The sequence below is a fragment of the Mycobacterium sp. SMC-13 genome, from assembly GCF_045311035.1.
Classification (GTDB): Bacteria; Actinomycetota; Actinomycetes; order Mycobacteriales; family Mycobacteriaceae; genus Mycobacterium.
The window spans coordinates 196,174-213,559 of record NZ_JBJIAI010000006.1; the positions used below are offsets into that span (position 1 = coordinate 196,174).

Genomic DNA, 17,386 nt, shown 5'->3' on the forward strand with positions numbered 1-17,386 from the left:
GCTATTGCGCGGGCGCGGGCACCACCGGTCCGGGGGGTGCACCCCCACCCACGGGTCCGGCCGGCGCCGGTGCGGGTGCCTCCTCGAGCGGCGGTCCGTCCAGCGGCGCGCCGAATCCGGGCGGCGGCGCCGGCGCGGGCGGCGGGCCGTTGAGGAATGTGTTGCCCTGCTGCTGCTGAGGGCCGCCGGGGGTGGTGTTGCCGTGCTGGTTGGAGGTGTCGGTCTGGCCGGGCATGTGCTGGTTGCCCTGCGGCGACTGCGACGTCTGCTGGTCGCGCTGGTTCTGGCTCGACTGGCTGGAGGAGCCGGACTGCGAACCCTGCGACGAAGACGAAGACGACGACGACGAAGAGCTCTGCGACGACGTGTCCACCGGCGGCTCGACGACCGGGATCGGCGGGAGGTTCAACCGTTCCTCCGGGATGGCCGGCGGTGCGACGGGCGACTGCCCGTTGATCAGCAGCGGTCCCTTGGCGCTGTTGACCAGCGTCGACCAGCCGCCGTTTCCGAGCGACGAACCGATGCTGCAGGACACCTGCCGGCTGCCGGCGGTCCAGCTGGGCAGCGCGATGGAACTGTAGATCAGCGTCAGTGTGGTGGCGCGCAGCTGCACCGGGGCCAGGTACTCGTCGGTGGCCTTGGTGCAGTTGTCCTTGATGTACGCCAGCTGGTCGGGTTCGGCCGGCATGACGTCGTGGTACTTGTCGGCCAGGTTGACCGCGCCGGTGACCTCCATGGCGTGCGGCGCCGAGCAGTCGACCGGGATGTCGATGGGCTGGTTGGTCGCCGGGGCGATACCGAGGCAGGTGCCGGCCGGCCACACCTTGGACTGGTCGACGTCCGCGACCTTGCCCTTGTAGGCCAGCTGCTGGCTGTTCGGGCCGAGCAGCTGCAGGCCGCACAGCATGCGGCGCTGTCCCTTGGATTTCCAGGCCTTGTCGCCGGACCAGACCAGGCTGACCGCGAACTTGCCGTTGGGGTCGTAGCGCGGGCCGAGGTAGTCGCGCGCCGCGTTCTGGCACTGCTCCTGGCTGATCTGTTTGATCCGGGCGTCGGACGGCGGCGCGGCATCGGGGCCGTATTCACTGCCCGGGAACGTCCGCATGTCCAGGGACTCGGCGACCTCGAAGCGGTGTTCGTTCTTGCAGTCGACGATCTCGACGGCGTCGGGTGAGCGATCCGGCCAGTTCAAGCACTCACCGGGCTTGGCGTGGTCGAGGGTGTCACTGACGCGGCCGGCGTTGACGCGGCCCGTGTTGAAGCCGAGTCCGGTCGGACCGAGCGAGCCGTCCGGCATGACGGTGAGGACACCGGCGATGAGCAGTCCGCCGAGCGCGGTGAGGACGAGCGCGCGCTGCGTCCCGGTGGCATGCATGCCATGCATGCGCTGCTGCCAGGTGGTCGTCGTCTTCGGCGCGTCTGGGGGCGTGTCCAGGCCCTGTTCGACTGCCGGGGGTGCGTCCAACATCGGTTCCATTGTGACAGCCGCCGTAGGAGCTGTGACAAGAGTTGCAGTTGTACTGTTATGTGGTTGTGCCCGTGCCCCGCTAGAGGCCCTCGACATTCCACGGCCGCGGCGACAAAAGTAGTCTGACGCCCGTGATCGACCTCAAGTTGCTCCGCGAAGATCCGGACCGGGTACGGGCATCGCAACGGTCCCGTGGCGAAGACCCCGGCCTCGTGGATGCGCTGCTCGACGCTGACGCGGCCCGGCGCGCCGCCATCGCCGAGGCAGACACCGCACGCGCCAACCAGAAGGCGGCGAGCAAGCTCGTCGGTGCCGCCTCGCCGGAAGAGCGGCCCGCGCTGCTGGAGAAGGCCAAGGAACTGTCCGCGGCGATCAAGGACATCGAGGCCCGACAGGTCGCGGCCGAAGAGGCGTTCACCGCCGCACACCTGGCGATCGGCAACGTCATCATCGACGGCGTGCCCGCCGGCGGCGAGAGCGACTTCGAGGTGCTGGATGTCGTCGGTACGCCGACGGAGATCGAGAACCCCAAGGACCACCTCGAACTGGGCGAGGCCCTCGGCCTGCTGGACATGGAGCGCGGCGCCAAGGTGTCGGGCTCGCGGTTCTACTTCCTCACCGGCCAGGGCGCCCTGCTGCAGCTCGGTCTGCTGCAGCTGGCCGTCCGGCTGGCCACCGAGAACGGGTTCACCCTGATGATCCCGCCGGTGCTGGTGCGCCCGGAAGTCATGCGCGGCACCGGATTCCTCGGCGCGCACGCCGACGAGATCTACCGCCTCGAGGCCGACGACCTGTACCTCGTCGGCACCTCGGAGGTGCCACTGGCCGGGTACCACTCCGACGAAATCCTGGACCTGTCCGAGGGTCCGCTGCGGTACGCCGGCTGGTCGTCGTGCTTCCGCCGCGAGGCCGGCAGCTACGGCAAGGACACCCGCGGCATCATCCGCGTGCACCAGTTCGACAAGGTCGAGGCCTTCATCTACTGCAAGCCCGAGGACGCCGAGGCCGAGCACCAGAAGCTGCTCGCCTGGCAGCGCCAGATGCTGGCCATGATCGAGGTGCCCTACCGCGTGATCGACGTCGCCGCAGGCGATCTCGGTTCGTCGGCGGCCCGCAAGTACGACTGCGAGGCCTGGGTACCGACACAGCAGGCCTACCGCGAGCTGACGTCGACCTCGAACTGCACCACATTCCAGGCCCGGCGCCTGTCCACGCGTTACCGCGACGAGAACGGCAAGCCGCAGACGGCGGCGACCCTCAACGGCACGCTCGCCACGACGCGCTGGCTGGTCGCGATCCTGGAGAACCACCAGCAGCCCGACGGCAGTGTCCGGGTGCCCGAGGCGTTGGTGCCGTACGTCGGCACCTCGGTGTTACAGCCCAAGTAGAAGAAACCACGTCGGCGGGGGCATGACGGTGGCACAACCGGTGCGGGTGACGGTGCTCGGCCCGGTGCGGGCCTGGGTCGGTGCCGATCCGGTGGACCTGGGCGCGCGCATGCAGCGGGCGCTGCTCGCCCGGTTGGTGGCGGCCCGCGGGCACACGGTGTCGGTCGACCGGCTCATCCACGACCTGTGGGAAGGCGAACCGCCGCCCAAGGCGCTGTCGGCGCTGCAGGTCTACGTCTCGCATCTGCGCCGCGTCCTGGAGCCTGATCGCCAGCGCCGGGCACCGGCCCGCATCCTCGTCAGCGCCGCGCCCGGATACTGCCTGCGGCTGCCGGACGACGCCGTCGACGCCTGGTACTTCGAAGCGAAAGTGACTGCGGCGCAAGACGAATCAGACCCACGGCGGCGCGCCCAGCTGCTCGACGAGGCGCTGGCCGGCTGGGCCGGTGAGCCGTTCGCGGGGGCCGGTGACGCCTTGTGGGCGGTGCCGGAGGTGGCACGGCTGACCGAACTCCGGTCGACCGCGGTGGAAAGCCATGCCGCCGCGCATGTCGAGCTCGGTCGGTACGGCCCCGCGGTCGCGGCGCTGGAAGGACACGTCGCCGCGCATCCGGGTCGCGAAGGCGCGGCCGCAGTCCTGGCGACCGCCCTGTACCGCACCGGTCGGCAGGCCGACGCGCTCGAGGTACTGCGGCGCACCCGCGAGCACCTGATCGACGAGCTGGGCCTGGAGCCCGGCCGCGCGCTGCGCGATCTCGAGCGCGACATCCTGCGGCAGGCCGACCATCTGGAACCGTCGCGGCCCGCGCCGGTCCGGGCGACGGCGCCGGAGATCCCGGACGCGGCGCCGCGCGAACCGGCGGGCCTCGTCGCGTACGGCCGGGCCGAGGAGCTCGCAGCCATCGACGCCGCGGCACGCAGCGTCGCCGCCGGTGCCAGTGCGGTGCTGTGGATCGGCGGCGAGGCGGGCTCCGGCAAGACCACGCTGGCCGCGGCCGCCGCGGCCCGGTTGCGCGCGGCCGGCTGGCGGACCGTGCACGGCCGGTGCCAGGAGGTCCACGGCGCGCCCGCGGGCTGGGCGTGGACCGAGGTGCTCCGGGAGCTGGGCGATGCGACGGATCAGGACCGGCAGGCGCTGGCCCCGCTGCTGCACGACGGCGCCGCGGCCGAGCAGGGCACGTTCTGGCTCGGGCAGGCGGTCGCCGACGCTCTGAGCGCCGTCGCCGAGCAGCAGCCGCTGGCCGTCGTCCTCGACGACCTGCACCGCACCGACGGCCTGACGCTGGAGCTGCTGCGGCTTGTCGCCGACCGCACCCAGGACCGTCGCGTCCTGGTCATCGCGACGTACCGCCCGTCGGAGGATCGCGGCGAACTCGAGGTGGCGCGGGCGGCGCTGACGGTGCACACGTCGGCGCACCTGATTCTCGGCGGGCTGGACGCCGCGGCCACGGCCGCCGTCGCCGCCGACTGCGGACTGACGACCAGTGGCGAGGCGCTGCGCCTGCTGCGCGAACGCACCGGCGGCAACCCGCTGTTCGTGCGGGAACTGGCGCGGCTGATGGCCGCCGAGGGGCCCGATGCGGTGTGGGCGTCGGTGCCGGTCGGGGTGCGCGATGTGCTGCGGCGCCGGCTGGCCCGGCTGCCCGGCCCGACGGTCACCGCGCTGCGTCAAGCGGCCGTGCTGGGCCGCGACATCGACGTCGACCTGCTGGCCGAACTGGGCCGCAGTGACCCCGATGATCTGCTCGACGCACTGGAACCGGCCGTGCTGCTGGGCCTGCTTGACGAACCGACACCCGGCCGGCTGCAGTTCGCGCACGGGCTGGTCCGCGACACCCTGTACGAGGACACCTCGAAACTGCGCCGGTCGCGGTTGCACGCCGCGGCGCTCGAGTTGCTGCGCGCACCCGGTCGCTCGGTCGATCCGGCCGCTCTGGCCCACCACGCCGTCGCCTCCGCTACCGCGGAAACCGCCTTGGCCGCAGCCGATTTCGCCACCGCCGCCGCTCGGGACGCGGGTTCGGTCGGGGCGCATGCCGAAGCCGCCCGGCAGTGGCGCGCCGCGGTCCAGATGCTCGAACTCGCCGCCAGCCGGCAGCTGGCGCCGAGCGTGGCGATGCTGGACCAGGACATCGAGGTCCGCTGCGGCCTGATCGCCGCGCTCGCGCAGTCCGGCGACGCCGTCACGGCGCGCAGTGAGATGAAATGCGCGCTGCAGTTGGTCTCGGGCCGGTCGCGTGATGACCTGGTGGTGCGCATCCTCACGGCGTGGGACACCCCGCTGGTGTGGCGCGACCGCGAGTACGACGAATCCGACGGCCAGATGATTGGGCTGCTGCGGCACGTGCTGGCCGGCGACGTCTCTGCGGCGGACCGCATCCGGCTGCTCAAGGCGCTCTATGTGGAGCTGGAGGGCAACGATCCGGAGGGTGCGCTGGCCGCCAGCACCGAGATGCTCGCGCTGGCCCGGCAGGTGTACGCCGACGATCCGGGGGCGGGCCGCCTGCTGTGCACCGCGCTCAACGTGCACGCCTTCTGCGCCCTCGGCCCCGACCTGGACGGCGAGCGCGACGTGCTCGCCGCCGAACTGCTGCAGACCGCGGAGGCCGCCGAGCAGGCCGACTACCAGGCGGTGGCGCACTGGCTGCTGTCGCTGGCCGCCGGCAACCGGTCCGACCTGGCGACGGCGAAGCGCCACGTCGACCTCGCGGTGGCGCGCGCGAGCACCGGCCAGCTGGTCCATCTGCTCGGCGTGCTGGGGCTGTTCCAGGCCCGGATGTACCTGCTCGCCGGCCGGCTGGAAGAGGCGGTGAGCGCCTACACCGACCTCGCCGCGCGGATGGCCGAAAACGGCGCCGCCAACGGCGCGAAGCTCGCGATGGTCGGCCGGGTGACGGGGGAGTTCTGTCTCGGCGACCTGGGCACCCTGGCCGACGAGCTGGTGTTCTTCTACCGCGAGATTTCGGTCGCCGCGTTGGACGCGGCGGTGCTGGCGCTGGTCGCGCGGGACCGCGAGGCCGAGGCCCGGGCGCTCTGGCCGGACCGCAAACCGATTGAGCGGGCCTATTTCTGGGTGCCGTTCACCGTCCTGCGCGTCAATGCCGCGGTCGCGATGGGTGACCTCGACGAGGTGCGGGCCCGCGCAGCCGAACTCGAGCGCTACTCCGGCAGCATCGCCGGGCTCGGGGTCGACGGGCTCATGGTCGGGCCCGTCGACGACGCGCTGGCAGCGGCCGCCGATGCGCTGGGCCGGCCTGACGAGGCCCGCGCCTACCGCAAGGCCGCCGACGCGCTGCGGTCCCGGCTCGCCGCCGAGGCGCTGAGTTTCATCGACTAGCCGGCCAGGGCCTCGTACCGGCTCTCCGCGAGGTCGCCGAAGACGGTGCGCACGACGCGCCTATGCCGGAACATCAGCACCGCGAGAAACGCCCGCAACCCGATGCTCAACTTGCCTGCCATCGAGGCGCGCTCGTCGTCGGTCATCACGGCCAGTGAACGCGGGCCGTCGAACGACATCCGGCTGCCGGCGCGGGCGGCCGCCTCCACGTCCTCCCAGTCGTCCACCGATACGTGCTCGGTGATCAGCGGGAACAGGTCGAATTCTTCGTCGTTGATGTGCTCGGTCAGCAGCGCGGTGAGTTCGGCCAGTTCGAACGCCATGAGGAACGCGACCTTGCGGTCACCGTTGGACAGCCGGAACGCCGCGGCGCGCGCCCGCAGCTGATCGAGGCGCGGGTCCAGCGCGGCGTGGTCGTCGGTGAGTTCGCTCAGGTCGAGGTGAGCGCCGACGCTGGCCTGGATCACCGGCCACAGCACGGTGTCCTCGGTGCTGTGGTGGTGATGGATCGAGTCGCACAGCATCTCGATGTACTGCGAGATGGCGCGAGCCCGGGCGGGCGTGCAGATGACGTCGCGGTCGCGCACGGCCTTGGCCAGCTCGGTGAGCCGGACCAGGTCGACGAGCATGGCGCGGTGCGCCAGCCTGATGCCCAGCAGGTCGGGCTTGGGCTCGCCGGCCTGGCGGGGTGCGACGCTGACGGCGGGGACGGAGGTGGGCACAGCAGACTCCTCGTGATCGGTTGCGCACAGCGTGGTGCCCGTGACTTAAGCGCGACTTGGTTGTGGCTTGTCGGTGCTGGTCACGGCCGCAGTAGGGTGGCAGCCATGATCGATCTCGACCTGGACGACATGCGTGGCTGGTTCGGCTTCGGGGTGGCGGGCAATTTCGCCGGGCACCTCGAACAGGCCGGGGAGGCAGTCGATTTCGTCAATGTCCGGTCCGAGGGCGGGGCACCCAAGGGCATTTTTCCGTGGTACGCGCCGGGCAGCGACACGTTTCTCGGCGAGTTCCCGCTGTCCACCGATGCGGTGCAGCTGCCGGTCAGTGACACCCCGCTGAACCTGCAGATCGAGCCCGAGGTCGGGCTGGCGTGCGAGGTGTCGTGGTCGGGCGACCGGGTGGTCGGGCTGCGGCCGTTCGCGCTGGGCGCGTTCAACGACTGCTCCATTCGCCGGCCCAACGCGCCGAAGATCAGCCACAAGAAGAACTGGGGTTCGGCGTCCAAGGGGGTGGCCCCGCAGTTCTTCGCCATCGACGACCTGAGCCCCGACGGTCCGACGTCGTCGCTGCGGCTGGCGAGCTTCCTGGACGACGGCAGCGGCGTCGAGCAGGCGTACGGCCAGGACAGCCCGCTGCTGGGCTACTCGTACTACGGGACACAGCTGCTGGACTGGATCGTGGACCGGCTGGCGAACCAGAAGGGTTCGGACGACACACCTTTGGAGGATGTCGGCGCCCTGATGGTGGCGAGCGGTCACCCGAGGAATCTGCTCGTCGGCATCGGCGCGACGCGCTACACCGAGCTGGGGGAGTCCACCTACCTCAAGCCGGGCGACCGGGCGATCGTGCGCGTGTACGACACCGCCTCCGACGACGTCTCGGAGTTGCTGCAGACGGTGCGGACCGCGAATTAGCCGGGTTCACCTCGCCGGTTTCGGCGTAGCATTGGTGCACGTCGGGGCCATCGGCCGGAGGTGTCCATGATGTTCGACTCGACCCGCTCTCTCGTCCTCGCGTCCACGGTGATGCTCGCGTTGGGCTTCAGCGCTGCTGTGGCCGCCGCCGATCCGCCTGCCCCGGGTACCCCGTGCGGCCAGGACAAGGTGATCACGTCCATCAACACCTGCGAGCCGCTCAACTCGTCCTGCACCGGCTACGACGGCATGCTCATCGGCCGCGTCGCCGCGGACGGGCGGTGCGTGATTCCCGGGCTCGACGGCACCAGGTGGTAGCAGCCGCCATTTGGTCACTGTCGGCGAGCGGCCTGCTCTCCCAGTAACTCGTCGAGCGTGGCCAGAAACTCTTTGGGCCGCAACGGGGTACACGCCGGCGCCGGGGTGGTGCCGACGACGTCGAGGGTCACCAGCGTCGACTTGATGGGCCGCCAGATGTCCAGCGGCAACCAGCGGCGCGGGTCGGTGCCGCCCCAGATCAGGAACCGGTCCATGATGAAGCCGAGCGACTCGGCCTTGTAGCCACGGACCGCGCTGAGTGGGATGATCTTCGACGTGCCCGACGGAAAGTGGTAGCGGCGCAACGTGATCGCCTGCCGGTCCAGGAAGATCTGGCCGTCGTCGTAATGCGCGTCCGGGCGAGCGCCGGACTGGGCGCTCGTCACCGCTTGGCGCTCCGCAACTCATGACCCTTGGAGGTCAGGCAGCGGCCGTTGTCCAGGTTCCACTGCCAGCCGTGCAGATTGCAGGTCAGTGTGTTGCCCTCGACGATCCCGAACTTCGACAGGTCGGCCTTCAGGTGCGGGCACCGGCGCTGAATTTCGTAGCCGCCCAGCTCGATGGACGCCGAGGTGTCGTGCGCCTCGGCGAACCAGCCGTCGGCGTAGGCGATGCGCTCGTCGGTCAGGCACTTGAAGAACGTGTACAGGTACTCGTTGTAGCCGCCGACCCGCCACGCCTGGAACCGGGTGGACAGGAAGATGGTGTTGACCCAGTCCGGCTCGTCGTCGCGCAGCACGGTGCGCACCAGCTCGGGTGCGATACCGAAGCCGTAGCGGAACTTCTCGTCCGGAATCGCCTCCCGCACAGCCCGTTTCGGGAAGTCCAGCACCACGGTCTCGGTACCGATGCGGAGCTCCACGGGATAACCGATGCCGTCGCAGATCTGGTCGCTCTGCACCATGATCGGCTCGAACTTGGCGCGCAGCGGCTCCAGCAGCGAATCGCCGGAAGCCGGTGCCCACGAGGCCTTTTCGGCGGCGAGCACGGACGCCATGCGCTGGGCGTAGGCCTCGATGTAGGCGGCCTTGCCGGTGGTGAAGATCGCCTCGGCCTCGGCGTCGGGAATCGGATGCACCAGCGAGTCCAGTGCAGGCCCGGTGAACGAGGCCACCGTGCCGGGGATCATCAGCAGCCCGCCGTCGTGGCCGTGGCTGCGCAGCTGGTCCAGGAACACTGCCTGGTCGGGGAAGATGTTGGCCGGATCGTCGTGATCGTCGTTGAGCCAACGTAATTCGGCGTCCAGGAAGCATGGCGGGCCGGCCGACGGCACCACCCAGGTCGCACCGACCTGCGCGATGTACTGGCGACAGCGGTCCATCTGCCGCTGACGTTTCTGGGTGCCGAAGGCCTCCTTGGCCCGGGCCGGCATGTCGTAGACCATGGGGTACCAGATGGCGCCCGAGTACTGCAGCATGTGGACGTCGACGTCGCCGAACTCGGTGGCCACCATGTCGAGGTCGATCGGGCGGGCGTCGTTCATGTTGAACGCGACGGTCTCGCCGTCGGACACCACGAGGCCCGAGTCGCCGATCGGACCGTCGGCCGGGGCGCGCAGCGCGATGATCATGACGTCGAGGTCGCCCTTGGGCCCGCTGACGCGGTGCTTCACCGAATCGGTGGTCTCGAAGAACGTGTGGAAGCCGAGGGCCTCGAGCTCACGACGCAGGTCCGGCACCGGGTAGTCGGGCAGCAGCACCGTCGCGTCCTTGTTGACGTGGGCGCGCAGGTGCTCCGGGTCGAAGTGATCCTTGTGCAGGTGGCTGACGTACAGGTAGTCGCAGTCGCCGAGCGCGTCCCAGTCCAGCTGACTGTTGTCGGGGAACGGGAACCATGACGCGAAGTAGGCAGGGTTCACCCACGGGTCGCACAGAATGCTGCCCGCGGCGGTATCGATCCGGAATCCGGCGTGTCCAACGCTTGTGACCTGCACTAATGCCCCTTTTGGCGGTGACGAGTTCGCCAGCGAGTCTAGCCGGATTCCGGAGCGTCCCAGAGCGAGCGGTAGTAGGCGATGCGTTCGTCGTCGCGCACCACTCCGTAGGCGTCCAGCAGGGCGGCCTCGTAGTTGCCCGGGTAGTTCCAGTCCAGGGACATGGTGGCGATCGCCAGGTCCGCCCACCGGTCGGCCACCCCGAGGTCCCCGATGTCGACGTGCCCGACGAACGCGCCGTCGTCGCTCATCAGGGTGTTCGGCGAGCACGCGTCGCCGTGGCAGACCACGAGCCGGTCCGGGTCGGGGACCACCCCGACCCAGGAGGGCCGCCCGAACGGGCAGTCCGCGACGGGCAGCGCGTCGTGCATGGCCCGCAGTCCGGCCCCGATCGCGCGGGCCGCGGTCTCGGGATCGTCGGCCCAGCGCGGGTCGACGGCGGAGCGGCCGGGCAGGCCGACGGTGTGCAGCCAGCCGGCGCCCTCGCCGAGCACGGGCGGGACGGCGATGTACCGGCCGGCCCAGCGCAGCCGGACGGCCTCGTCGGTCAGCAACGGCGCGTGCTCGGCGGGATAGGTCTTGACGTACTCGTCGCCGGCGCCGATGGCGAACGTCACGCCGCCGAGTTCGTTCTCCCAGACCGCGGTCACGGGACGGCCGGCTGCCAGCGCGTGGACGACGTCGGGAACGGGAACAGGTCCGCTGGGGAAGGTCACCTGACTAGCCTTGCCTACCTTTCCGGGCGTAGTACCGGCGGTCCGCACTAGGCTGATCCCGTGGAACCGGTATATGGCACCGTGATCAAACTGGCGCGCACGGTGTGGCGGGCACAGGGTCTGAAATTCACCGTGACCGGCGCGGAGAACCTGCCGGTCAGCGGCGGCGCGGTGGTCGCGATCAACCACACCAGCTACTTCGACTTCACGTTCGCCGGGTTGCCCGCCGTCATGCAGAAGCGGGGCCGCAAGGTGCGGTTCATGGCGAAGAAGGAAGTCTTCGACAACAAGTACGGCGGCTGGCTGATGCGCAAGATGCGCCACATCGCCGTCGACCGCGGCAGCGGCGCGGACTCGTACGCCGAGGCGGTCAAGCAACTCAAGGCGGGCGAGCTCGTCGGCGTCTACCCCGAGGCCACCATCAGCCGCAGTTTCGAGATCAAGGCGTTCAAGTCGGGCGCGGCCCGCATGGCCATCGAGGCCGACGTGCCGATCGTCCCGCACATCATCTGGGGCGCCCAGCGGATCTGGACCAAGGGCCATCCGCGCAACATGCGCCGCCCCAAGGTGCCGATCTTCATCCACGTCGGTGAGCCCATCTACCCGACGCTGCCCGCCGCCGAGCTGACGGCGCTGTTGCACGCCCGGATGCAGCACCTGCTGTCGGAGGTCCAGGACCGCTATCCCGAACATCCCGCCGGCGAGTTCTGGGTGCCGCACCGGCTGGGTGGTGGGGCGCCGACGCTGGCCGAGGCCGACCAGATGGACCTCGACGAAGCCCGCGAGAAAGCGGCACGTCGGGCGGCGCGGCAGGCGGAAGGTGCGCCGGAGTAGCGCCATGGAGCCAGTTTTCCGCGGCATCGAGATTGCCGCCAAGGCGGCCGTCGCCGCCACGGGAACCCGGATCACTTACCAAGGGCTGGAACACATTCCGGATACCGGCGGTGCGGTGATCGCGATCAACCACACCGCTTACGTCGACTTCCTGCCGGCGGGTCTGGCCGCCACCCATCGCCGCCGCCGGGTGCGCTTCATGCTCAAGGCCGAGGTGCAGCAGGTGCCGATGGGCAACTTCCTGGTCAAGCGGGCCGGGCTCATCCCCGTCGACCGCAGTTCCGGTGGCGACGCGTATCCCGTCGCCGTCGAGCGGCTGCGCGCCGGTGAACTGGTCGGGGTGTACCCGGAGGCCACCATCAGCCGCAGTTTCGAGCTCAAGGAGTTCAAGACCGGCGTGGCCCGGATGGCACTCGACGCGCAGGTGCCGATCATCCCGGTGATCGTCTGGGGTGTGCACCGGATGTGGACCAAGGACCACCCGAAGCGGTTGGGGCGCAAGAAGATTCCGGTCATCGTTCGGGTGGGTGCGCCGATCTCGGCGAACGGTCCGGTGGCCCAGGTGATGGCGATGCTGCAGCAGACCATGACCGATCAGCTCCATGCGGTGCAGGAGGAATACCCGCACCCGGCGGGTGAGTACTGGGTGCCGCGCCGGCTGGGTGGCGGCGCCCCGACGCCTGAGGAGGCCGAAGTGCTGGAGAAGGCCGAGCGGGCCCGTCGGGAAGCCGGGGGCCGGTGATGCTGCCCGCGCTGATCGCCACCGACGTCGACGGCACGCTGCTCGACACCCATGAGCGGGTGACGCCGCGGACCCGCGCCGCCGTGCAGGCCGCCGTCGCGAACGGCGCGAAGTTCGTGCTCGCCACCGGCCGGCCGCCGCGCTGGATACCGCCGGTGGTGGACGCCCTGGGACTGTCGCCGCTTGCGGTGTGCGCCAACGGTGCGGTGCTCTATGACTCCGCGACGGACCGCATCGTCTCGGCCCACACCTTGAGCCCGGATGCGTTGGGCGAGTTGGCCGAGATCGCCACTCGGGTGATCCCGGGCGTCGGGCTGGCGGTCGAACGCGTGGGCCGTACCGCGTTCGACGAGTCCATGCCGCAGTTCGCGAGCTCGCCGGGCTACGAGCATGCCTGGCACAACCCCGACAACACCGAGGTGTCGGTGGAGGACATGCTCAGCGTGCCGGCGGTGAAGCTGTTGATCCGCAAGGCGGGCGCGCACAGTGCCGATCTGGCCGCGGCGCTGGCCCCGCATGTCGGCGTCACGGGCGACCTGACCTATTCGACCAACAACGGGCTCATCGAGGTGGTGCCGCTGGGCATCAGCAAGGCCACGGGAGTCGCCGAGATCATCCGCCCGCTGGGTCTGACCGCCGACGACGTCGTCACCTTCGGTGACATGCCCAACGACATCCCGATGCTGACCTGGGCCGGCCTGGGAGTGGCGATGGGCAATGCGCATCCGGAGGCCCTCGAGGCTGCCGACGAGGTCACCACGACCAACAGCGACGACGGGGTGGCCCGGGTGCTCGAACGCTGGTGGCTCTAGCGGGTCAGCTCTGCATCTCGATGCGGCTGAACCGCTCGAGCTGCACCGGCTCCTGCTTCGGCGGCGGCGGAAGTTCTTGCGGCACACCGTCGATGACGCGCGTGACGGTCCCGTTCTCGCGGTCGAAGTTGAGAGTGCCGTGCTGGAAGTTCTGCACGATCCACTGCGGTTCGGCGATTTCGCCGCTGGTCGGCAGTCCGAGTGCGCCGCGTTCGAAACCCAGTGCGCCCCAGGCGTCGTAGAGGGCACCGGTGAGCGGCTGGGCGCCGGTGGCCGGTGACCAGTACATGGCGCCGTGGTCGAACGTGGCGTAGCGGGTGTGCCCGTCGGCCGCGGCCTCCGGTGACGTGGCGACGCCGAGCGGGCCGGACGCCCCGCCCATCGCCTGCCACTTGTCGAAGATGGCACCGCCGCGCAGCATGTCCATCGCACTGAGGGCGCCCGGTGGGGCCGTGAAAGATGCTGCGATATCCCGCAATTCGCCCATGGCTGCGTAGGCGGCGTTACCCGGGCAGTCGGTGTTGCCGACGTCGCGGTGGGTGAAGATCGTCGGCAGCGTCGGCGTCGCGCCGGCGGGGAAGTGGGTGAACGAGCCGCCGCCCGACGTCAGCACCACGCTGCCGAGCGGGTTGACGTGGTCCAGGCTCAGCCGCCAGCCGATCAGCCGGCCGGTCATCTTCAGCTGCAGCGGGGTCGGGGGCACGGCGTCGAAGTCGCCGAGCATCGCCACACCCCAGGTGTCGACGTTGAATCCGCCGGTGTGCGAGCCTTCGACGGGGCGCGTCATGCCGCCGAACCGGCCCTCGAAAACCTGGCCGTACTTGTCGACCAGGGCGTTGTAAGCGATGTCGCACCAACCCAATTCGCGGGTGTGGTACTCGTAGATCGACCGGACGATGCCCGCGGAATCCTCGGGCGCGTAGTCGTTGCTGCCGGCGGTGTGGTGCACGATGGCGGCGCGCACGCCCGGGTCATAGACCGGTTGTCCGCAGCGCACGCTCTCGTTGGCGCCCCACTGGGCCCGGCTGATGATGTTGGGTGGCTGGTTCGGCGCCGACAACGCGGTCGGCTGGAACTGCACATCGGCCGGAGCCTCCGGCGGACTGATGAGCACTGCTTTCATGCTGGCGCCCAACGGTTTCTCGACGTCGACGGGGCGGTACCCCAGGCCGGGACCCTGCGGCCGGTCGCCGGCGGGTGGCGTGGCAGCGGCTTCGGCGGGCCGGGTCACCGCGATCTGGACGGTTTTGGTGCGGCCGACGAACACGGGTTCGGTGCCGCGCGTCGTGGCGCGCGCCTCGCCGACACCATCTGGCGCCTCGACCTCGTACCAGGGGCCCCAGGATCCGTCGGCCTTCTGGGCGCGCACCCGGGCCGAGGTTCCGGTGAAGTCCGACGCCGTGAGCGCGACCAGGGAGAAGGGAGTGTCCTGATGGATTTCCCGGACGGTCTGTCCGCCCCCGACGCCGGCCAGTGGCTGCGTGTGGAGCTCCGGCGCCGACGGCTTGTCGTCCGTCAGGCCGGGGATGTTGGGGATGCCGCTGACGGCCAACGGCACCATCACGACGGTCGCCGCCAGAGCGGACAACAGTATTGACGGTGCGGGACGACGGCGCGGCACAGCGCGAATGTTACGTATGTGTCAGGTGTTACCCGTGTTTCGACACGGATTACTGGGCTGTCAATTCTCTGCAAGACGCCGCAACGGCACCGCAGAGCCTTGGGGCTTCTGCGGTGCCGTCTCGGTTACAGGTCTTCAGTTGTGTGTGACGGATGTCAGACCGCGGGAGCGGCCACTGCCGGTGCGGCCGCGGCGGCTGCCGCCGGGGCGGCCTGAGCGGACTTGACCGCCGACGTGATGGCCGGCACGACCATGCCCTTCAGCAGGTCGATGGCCTGGGTCGCGCCCAGCTGGTTGGCCGCGCTGGTCAGGTCGCTGATCAGTCCGCCGCCGCCGCTGCTCGGGGCCGCGCCGAGGCCGAGGCCGTCGCCGCCGCCCAGTCCGACCGACGGGTCGCCGAGGATCGGGTAGCTGCCACCGAGGCCCTGGCCGGGGCCGAGGCCCAGGCTGGCGTTGGGATCGGTCATCGGCATGCCGGCGGCACCGAGCCCGGCCGGGCTCGCGCTGATCGACGGCGTGGTCAGACCCGTGGCGTTCAGGCCGGGAGCGGTCAGTCCGGGCGTGCTCACGCTCGGGAGGGTCGCGCCCTGGGTCGTGAGACCGGCGCTGGGCAGGCCGGCGCCGGGCAGGCCCGGCGTCAGTGCCGACGGGCTGGTGCCGGTGAGGCCGGTGGGCGGGGTCAGGCCGGGTGCGGTCGCGCCGGTCGGCGGGGTCAGGCCGGGTGCGGTCAGACCGGTCGCCGGGGTGGTGCCCAGGCCCGGGGTCAGGCCGGCCGGCGGCGTGAGGCCGGCCGGCGGGGTCAGGCCTGGGGTGGCGCCCAGGCTGGGGCTGGTGCCCAGGCCCGGGGTCAGGCCGGTCTGCGGGGACAGGCCGCCGGTCAGGGGGCTGGGGGAGCTCGCGGCTCCGCCCATGAGGTTCGGCAGGTTGACGCCGAACTGGGACAGGCCCTGCGACAGCGCGGACATGACCTCGTTGGGGAGGTCGGTCACGAGCGCGGCCTGGACGAATTCCCGGTGCTGCGGAGTCGGGTTTGCCGGGGTCATCTCGGCGACCGCCACGAGTGCGATCGGACTTGCGACGGCCACGGCGGCGACTGCGCTCATGGCTGTCGAGAGCTTGCGTCGACGTCGGTTAGGCACGGAAGTCTCCTCAATCTGTGGGGTACGGCTCGAGCTGGCTTGCTGAGTCGTCGGTACTGACGTCATCGATGTTAAAGCTGTGATTAGTGGGATTAGAGTGACGATGCGGAATCGTGAGCGAATTGCGACCGGCCCGCGCACTGCCCGACCCGACCGGGTGTTTTCGGGCCGAACGGCCTCTGTCGGATACCCTGAACGCCGATGACCTCCGCTGATTCCCGGGGCGCTGCGACCCAGTCCTCCGGCCCTTATGACCTCATCGTCGTCGGCTCCGGATTCTTCGGACTGACGATTGCCGAGCGCGCGGCAACCCAACTCGACAAGCGGGTGCTGGTCGTCGAGCGCCGTCACCATCTCGGCGGCAACGCCTACTCAGAAGCCGAGCCCACAACCGGCATCGAGGTGCACAAGTACGGCGCCCACCTGTTCCACAACTCCAATCAGCGGGTGTGGGACTACGTGCGGCAGTTCACCGACTTCACCGGCTACCAGCACCGCGTCTTTGCCATGTACGACGGCCAGGCCTACCAGTTCCCGATGGGGCTGGGCCTGGTGTCGCAGTTCTTCGGGCGTTATTACAGCCCCGACGAGGCGCGGGCCCTGATCGCCGAGCAGTCCGCCGAGATCAACACCGACGACGCGCAGAACCTCGAAGAGAAGGCCATCTCGCTGATCGGCCGGCCGCTCTACGAGGCCTTCGTCAAGGGCTACACCGCCAAGCAGTGGCAGACCGATCCCAAGGACCTGCCCGCGTCGATCATCAGCCGCCTGCCGGTGCGCTACAACTTCGACAACCGCTACTTCAACGACACGTATGAGGGCCTGCCGGTCGACGGCTACACCGCGTGGCTCGAGAACATGGCCGCCGACGAGCGCATCGACGTCGTGCTCAACACCGACTGGTTCGACGTGCGCGAGCAGCTGCGGGCCGAGAGCCCCGGCGCGCCGGTGCTGTACACCGGCCCGCTCGACCGCTACTTCGACTACTCCGAGGGCCGGCTGGGCTGGCGCACGCTGGACTTCGAGATGGAAGTACTGCCCATCGGAGACTTCCAGGGCACGCCCGTCATGAACTACAACGACCCCGACGTGCCGTTCACCCGCATCCACGAGTTCCGGCACTTCCACCCCGAGCGGGATTACCCGACGGACAAGACCGTCATCATGCGGGAGTACTCGCGCTTCGCCAACGACGACGACGAGCCGTACTACCCGATCAACACCGATTCGGATCGCGCGATCCTGGCGGCCTACCGCGCCAGGGCCAAGGCCGAAACCGAGGAGAACCGAGTGCTGTTCGGGGGCCGGCTGGGCACCTATCAGTACCTCGACATGCACATGGCCATCGCCAGTGCGCTGAACATGTACGACAACGTGCTGATGCCGCATCTGCGTGACGGCGCGGCACTCGGCGACGCCGGTACAGAAAGTAGCTGAAGAC

The 17,386-nt window shown here is 69.9% G+C and carries 15 protein-coding genes; 8 read left to right on the forward strand and 7 right to left on the reverse strand.

The features are described 5' to 3' along the window. Position 1 precedes the first annotated feature (1 nt). Positions 2-1,477: a septum formation family protein gene (locus tag ACJH6I_RS11565; RefSeq protein WP_406784084.1), complete on the reverse strand. Its 1,476-nt coding sequence runs from the start codon at positions 1,475-1,477 to the stop codon at positions 2-4. A 122-nt stretch (positions 1,478-1,599) separates the two neighbouring features. Here ACJH6I_RS11565 and serS point away from each other — a divergent pair, with 122 nt between their 5' ends. Together serS and ACJH6I_RS11575 are read left to right on the forward strand one after the other, a co-directional pair. Beyond that, the gene (gene serS, locus ACJH6I_RS11570; RefSeq protein ID WP_212807563.1) at positions 1,600-2,856 is read left to right on the forward strand and encodes a serine--tRNA ligase; all 1,257 of its coding nucleotides are present in this window, start codon (positions 1,600-1,602) and stop codon (positions 2,854-2,856) included. A gap of 22 nt (positions 2,857-2,878) precedes the next feature. Continuing rightward, entirely contained in the window at positions 2,879-6,193 is a 3,315-nt protein-coding gene (locus ACJH6I_RS11575; RefSeq protein ID WP_318983994.1) for a BTAD domain-containing putative transcriptional regulator, read from the forward strand. Here ACJH6I_RS11575 and ACJH6I_RS11580 read toward each other — a convergent pair. Further along, complete coding sequence (locus ACJH6I_RS11580; RefSeq protein WP_212807559.1) at positions 6,190-6,915, reverse strand: hemerythrin domain-containing protein; 726 nt, start codon at positions 6,913-6,915, stop codon at positions 6,190-6,192. The two genes, ACJH6I_RS11575 and ACJH6I_RS11580, sit on opposite strands and share 4 nt — an antisense overlap. A gap of 105 nt (positions 6,916-7,020) precedes the next feature. Here ACJH6I_RS11580 and ACJH6I_RS11585 point away from each other — a divergent pair, with 105 nt between their 5' ends. Both ACJH6I_RS11585 and ACJH6I_RS11590 read left to right on the forward strand, forming a co-directional pair. After that, positions 7,021-7,830 (forward strand): DUF5718 family protein, encoded by an 810-nt coding sequence (locus ACJH6I_RS11585; RefSeq protein WP_318983993.1) that lies wholly within the window; start codon positions 7,021-7,023, stop codon positions 7,828-7,830. A gap of 69 nt (positions 7,831-7,899) precedes the next feature. Continuing rightward, positions 7,900-8,148 carry a hypothetical protein gene (locus ACJH6I_RS11590; protein ID WP_244872731.1) on the forward strand — a complete coding sequence of 83 codons (249 nt, stop codon included), beginning with the start codon at positions 7,900-7,902 and terminating at the stop codon, positions 8,146-8,148. Between the two features lie 14 nt (positions 8,149-8,162). Here ACJH6I_RS11590 and ACJH6I_RS11595 read toward each other — a convergent pair whose 3' ends face one another. Genes ACJH6I_RS11595 through ACJH6I_RS11605 form a run of 3 tightly spaced genes read right to left on the reverse strand, consistent with a single transcriptional unit; the run spans position 8,163 to position 10,797 of the window. After that, on the reverse strand, positions 8,163-8,534 hold the full coding sequence (locus ACJH6I_RS11595; RefSeq protein ID WP_212807556.1) for a hypothetical protein: 372 nt from the start codon (positions 8,532-8,534) through the stop codon (positions 8,163-8,165). Beyond that, positions 8,531-10,081, reverse strand: coding sequence for a Rieske 2Fe-2S domain-containing protein (locus ACJH6I_RS11600; protein ID WP_138251115.1), 1,551 nt, complete (start codon positions 10,079-10,081; stop codon positions 8,531-8,533). Before ACJH6I_RS11600 ends, ACJH6I_RS11595 begins: the two co-directional genes overlap by 4 nt. 38 nt (positions 10,082-10,119) lie before the next feature. After that, positions 10,120-10,797, reverse strand: a complete 678-nt coding sequence (locus tag ACJH6I_RS11605) for an aminoglycoside 3'-phosphotransferase (protein WP_061002437.1) — start codon at positions 10,795-10,797, stop codon at positions 10,120-10,122. A 60-nt stretch (positions 10,798-10,857) separates the two neighbouring features. Here ACJH6I_RS11605 and ACJH6I_RS11610 point away from each other — a divergent pair, with 60 nt between their 5' ends. Genes ACJH6I_RS11610 through ACJH6I_RS11620 form a run of 3 tightly spaced genes read left to right on the forward strand, consistent with a single transcriptional unit; the run spans position 10,858 to position 13,185 of the window. Continuing rightward, entirely contained in the window at positions 10,858-11,631 is a 774-nt protein-coding gene (locus tag ACJH6I_RS11610; RefSeq protein WP_061002440.1) for a 1-acyl-sn-glycerol-3-phosphate acyltransferase, read from the forward strand. Positions 11,632-11,635: 4 nt separating this feature from the next. Then, a complete protein-coding gene (locus ACJH6I_RS11615; protein ID WP_406784085.1) occupies positions 11,636-12,373 on the forward strand; it encodes a lysophospholipid acyltransferase family protein in 738 nt (245 codons plus the stop codon). Next, complete coding sequence (locus tag ACJH6I_RS11620; RefSeq protein ID WP_138251133.1) at positions 12,373-13,185, forward strand: HAD family hydrolase; 813 nt, start codon at positions 12,373-12,375, stop codon at positions 13,183-13,185. Before ACJH6I_RS11615 ends, ACJH6I_RS11620 begins: the two co-directional genes overlap by 1 nt. 4 nt (positions 13,186-13,189) lie before the next feature. Here the strand turns inward: ACJH6I_RS11620 and ACJH6I_RS11625 are convergent, their stop codons facing one another. Both ACJH6I_RS11625 and ACJH6I_RS11630 read right to left on the reverse strand, forming a co-directional pair. Then, positions 13,190-14,806 (reverse strand): N-acetylmuramoyl-L-alanine amidase, encoded by a 1,617-nt coding sequence (locus ACJH6I_RS11625; protein WP_406784086.1) that lies wholly within the window; start codon positions 14,804-14,806, stop codon positions 13,190-13,192. A 155-nt stretch (positions 14,807-14,961) separates the two neighbouring features. Further along, complete coding sequence (locus ACJH6I_RS11630; protein ID WP_406784087.1) at positions 14,962-15,945, reverse strand: hypothetical protein; 984 nt, start codon at positions 15,943-15,945, stop codon at positions 14,962-14,964. Between the two features lie 201 nt (positions 15,946-16,146). Here ACJH6I_RS11630 and glf point away from each other — a divergent pair, with 201 nt between their 5' ends. Next, entirely contained in the window at positions 16,147-17,382 is a 1,236-nt protein-coding gene (gene glf / locus ACJH6I_RS11635) for a UDP-galactopyranose mutase (protein WP_061007004.1), read from the forward strand. Positions 17,383-17,386: the final 4 nt, after the last annotated feature.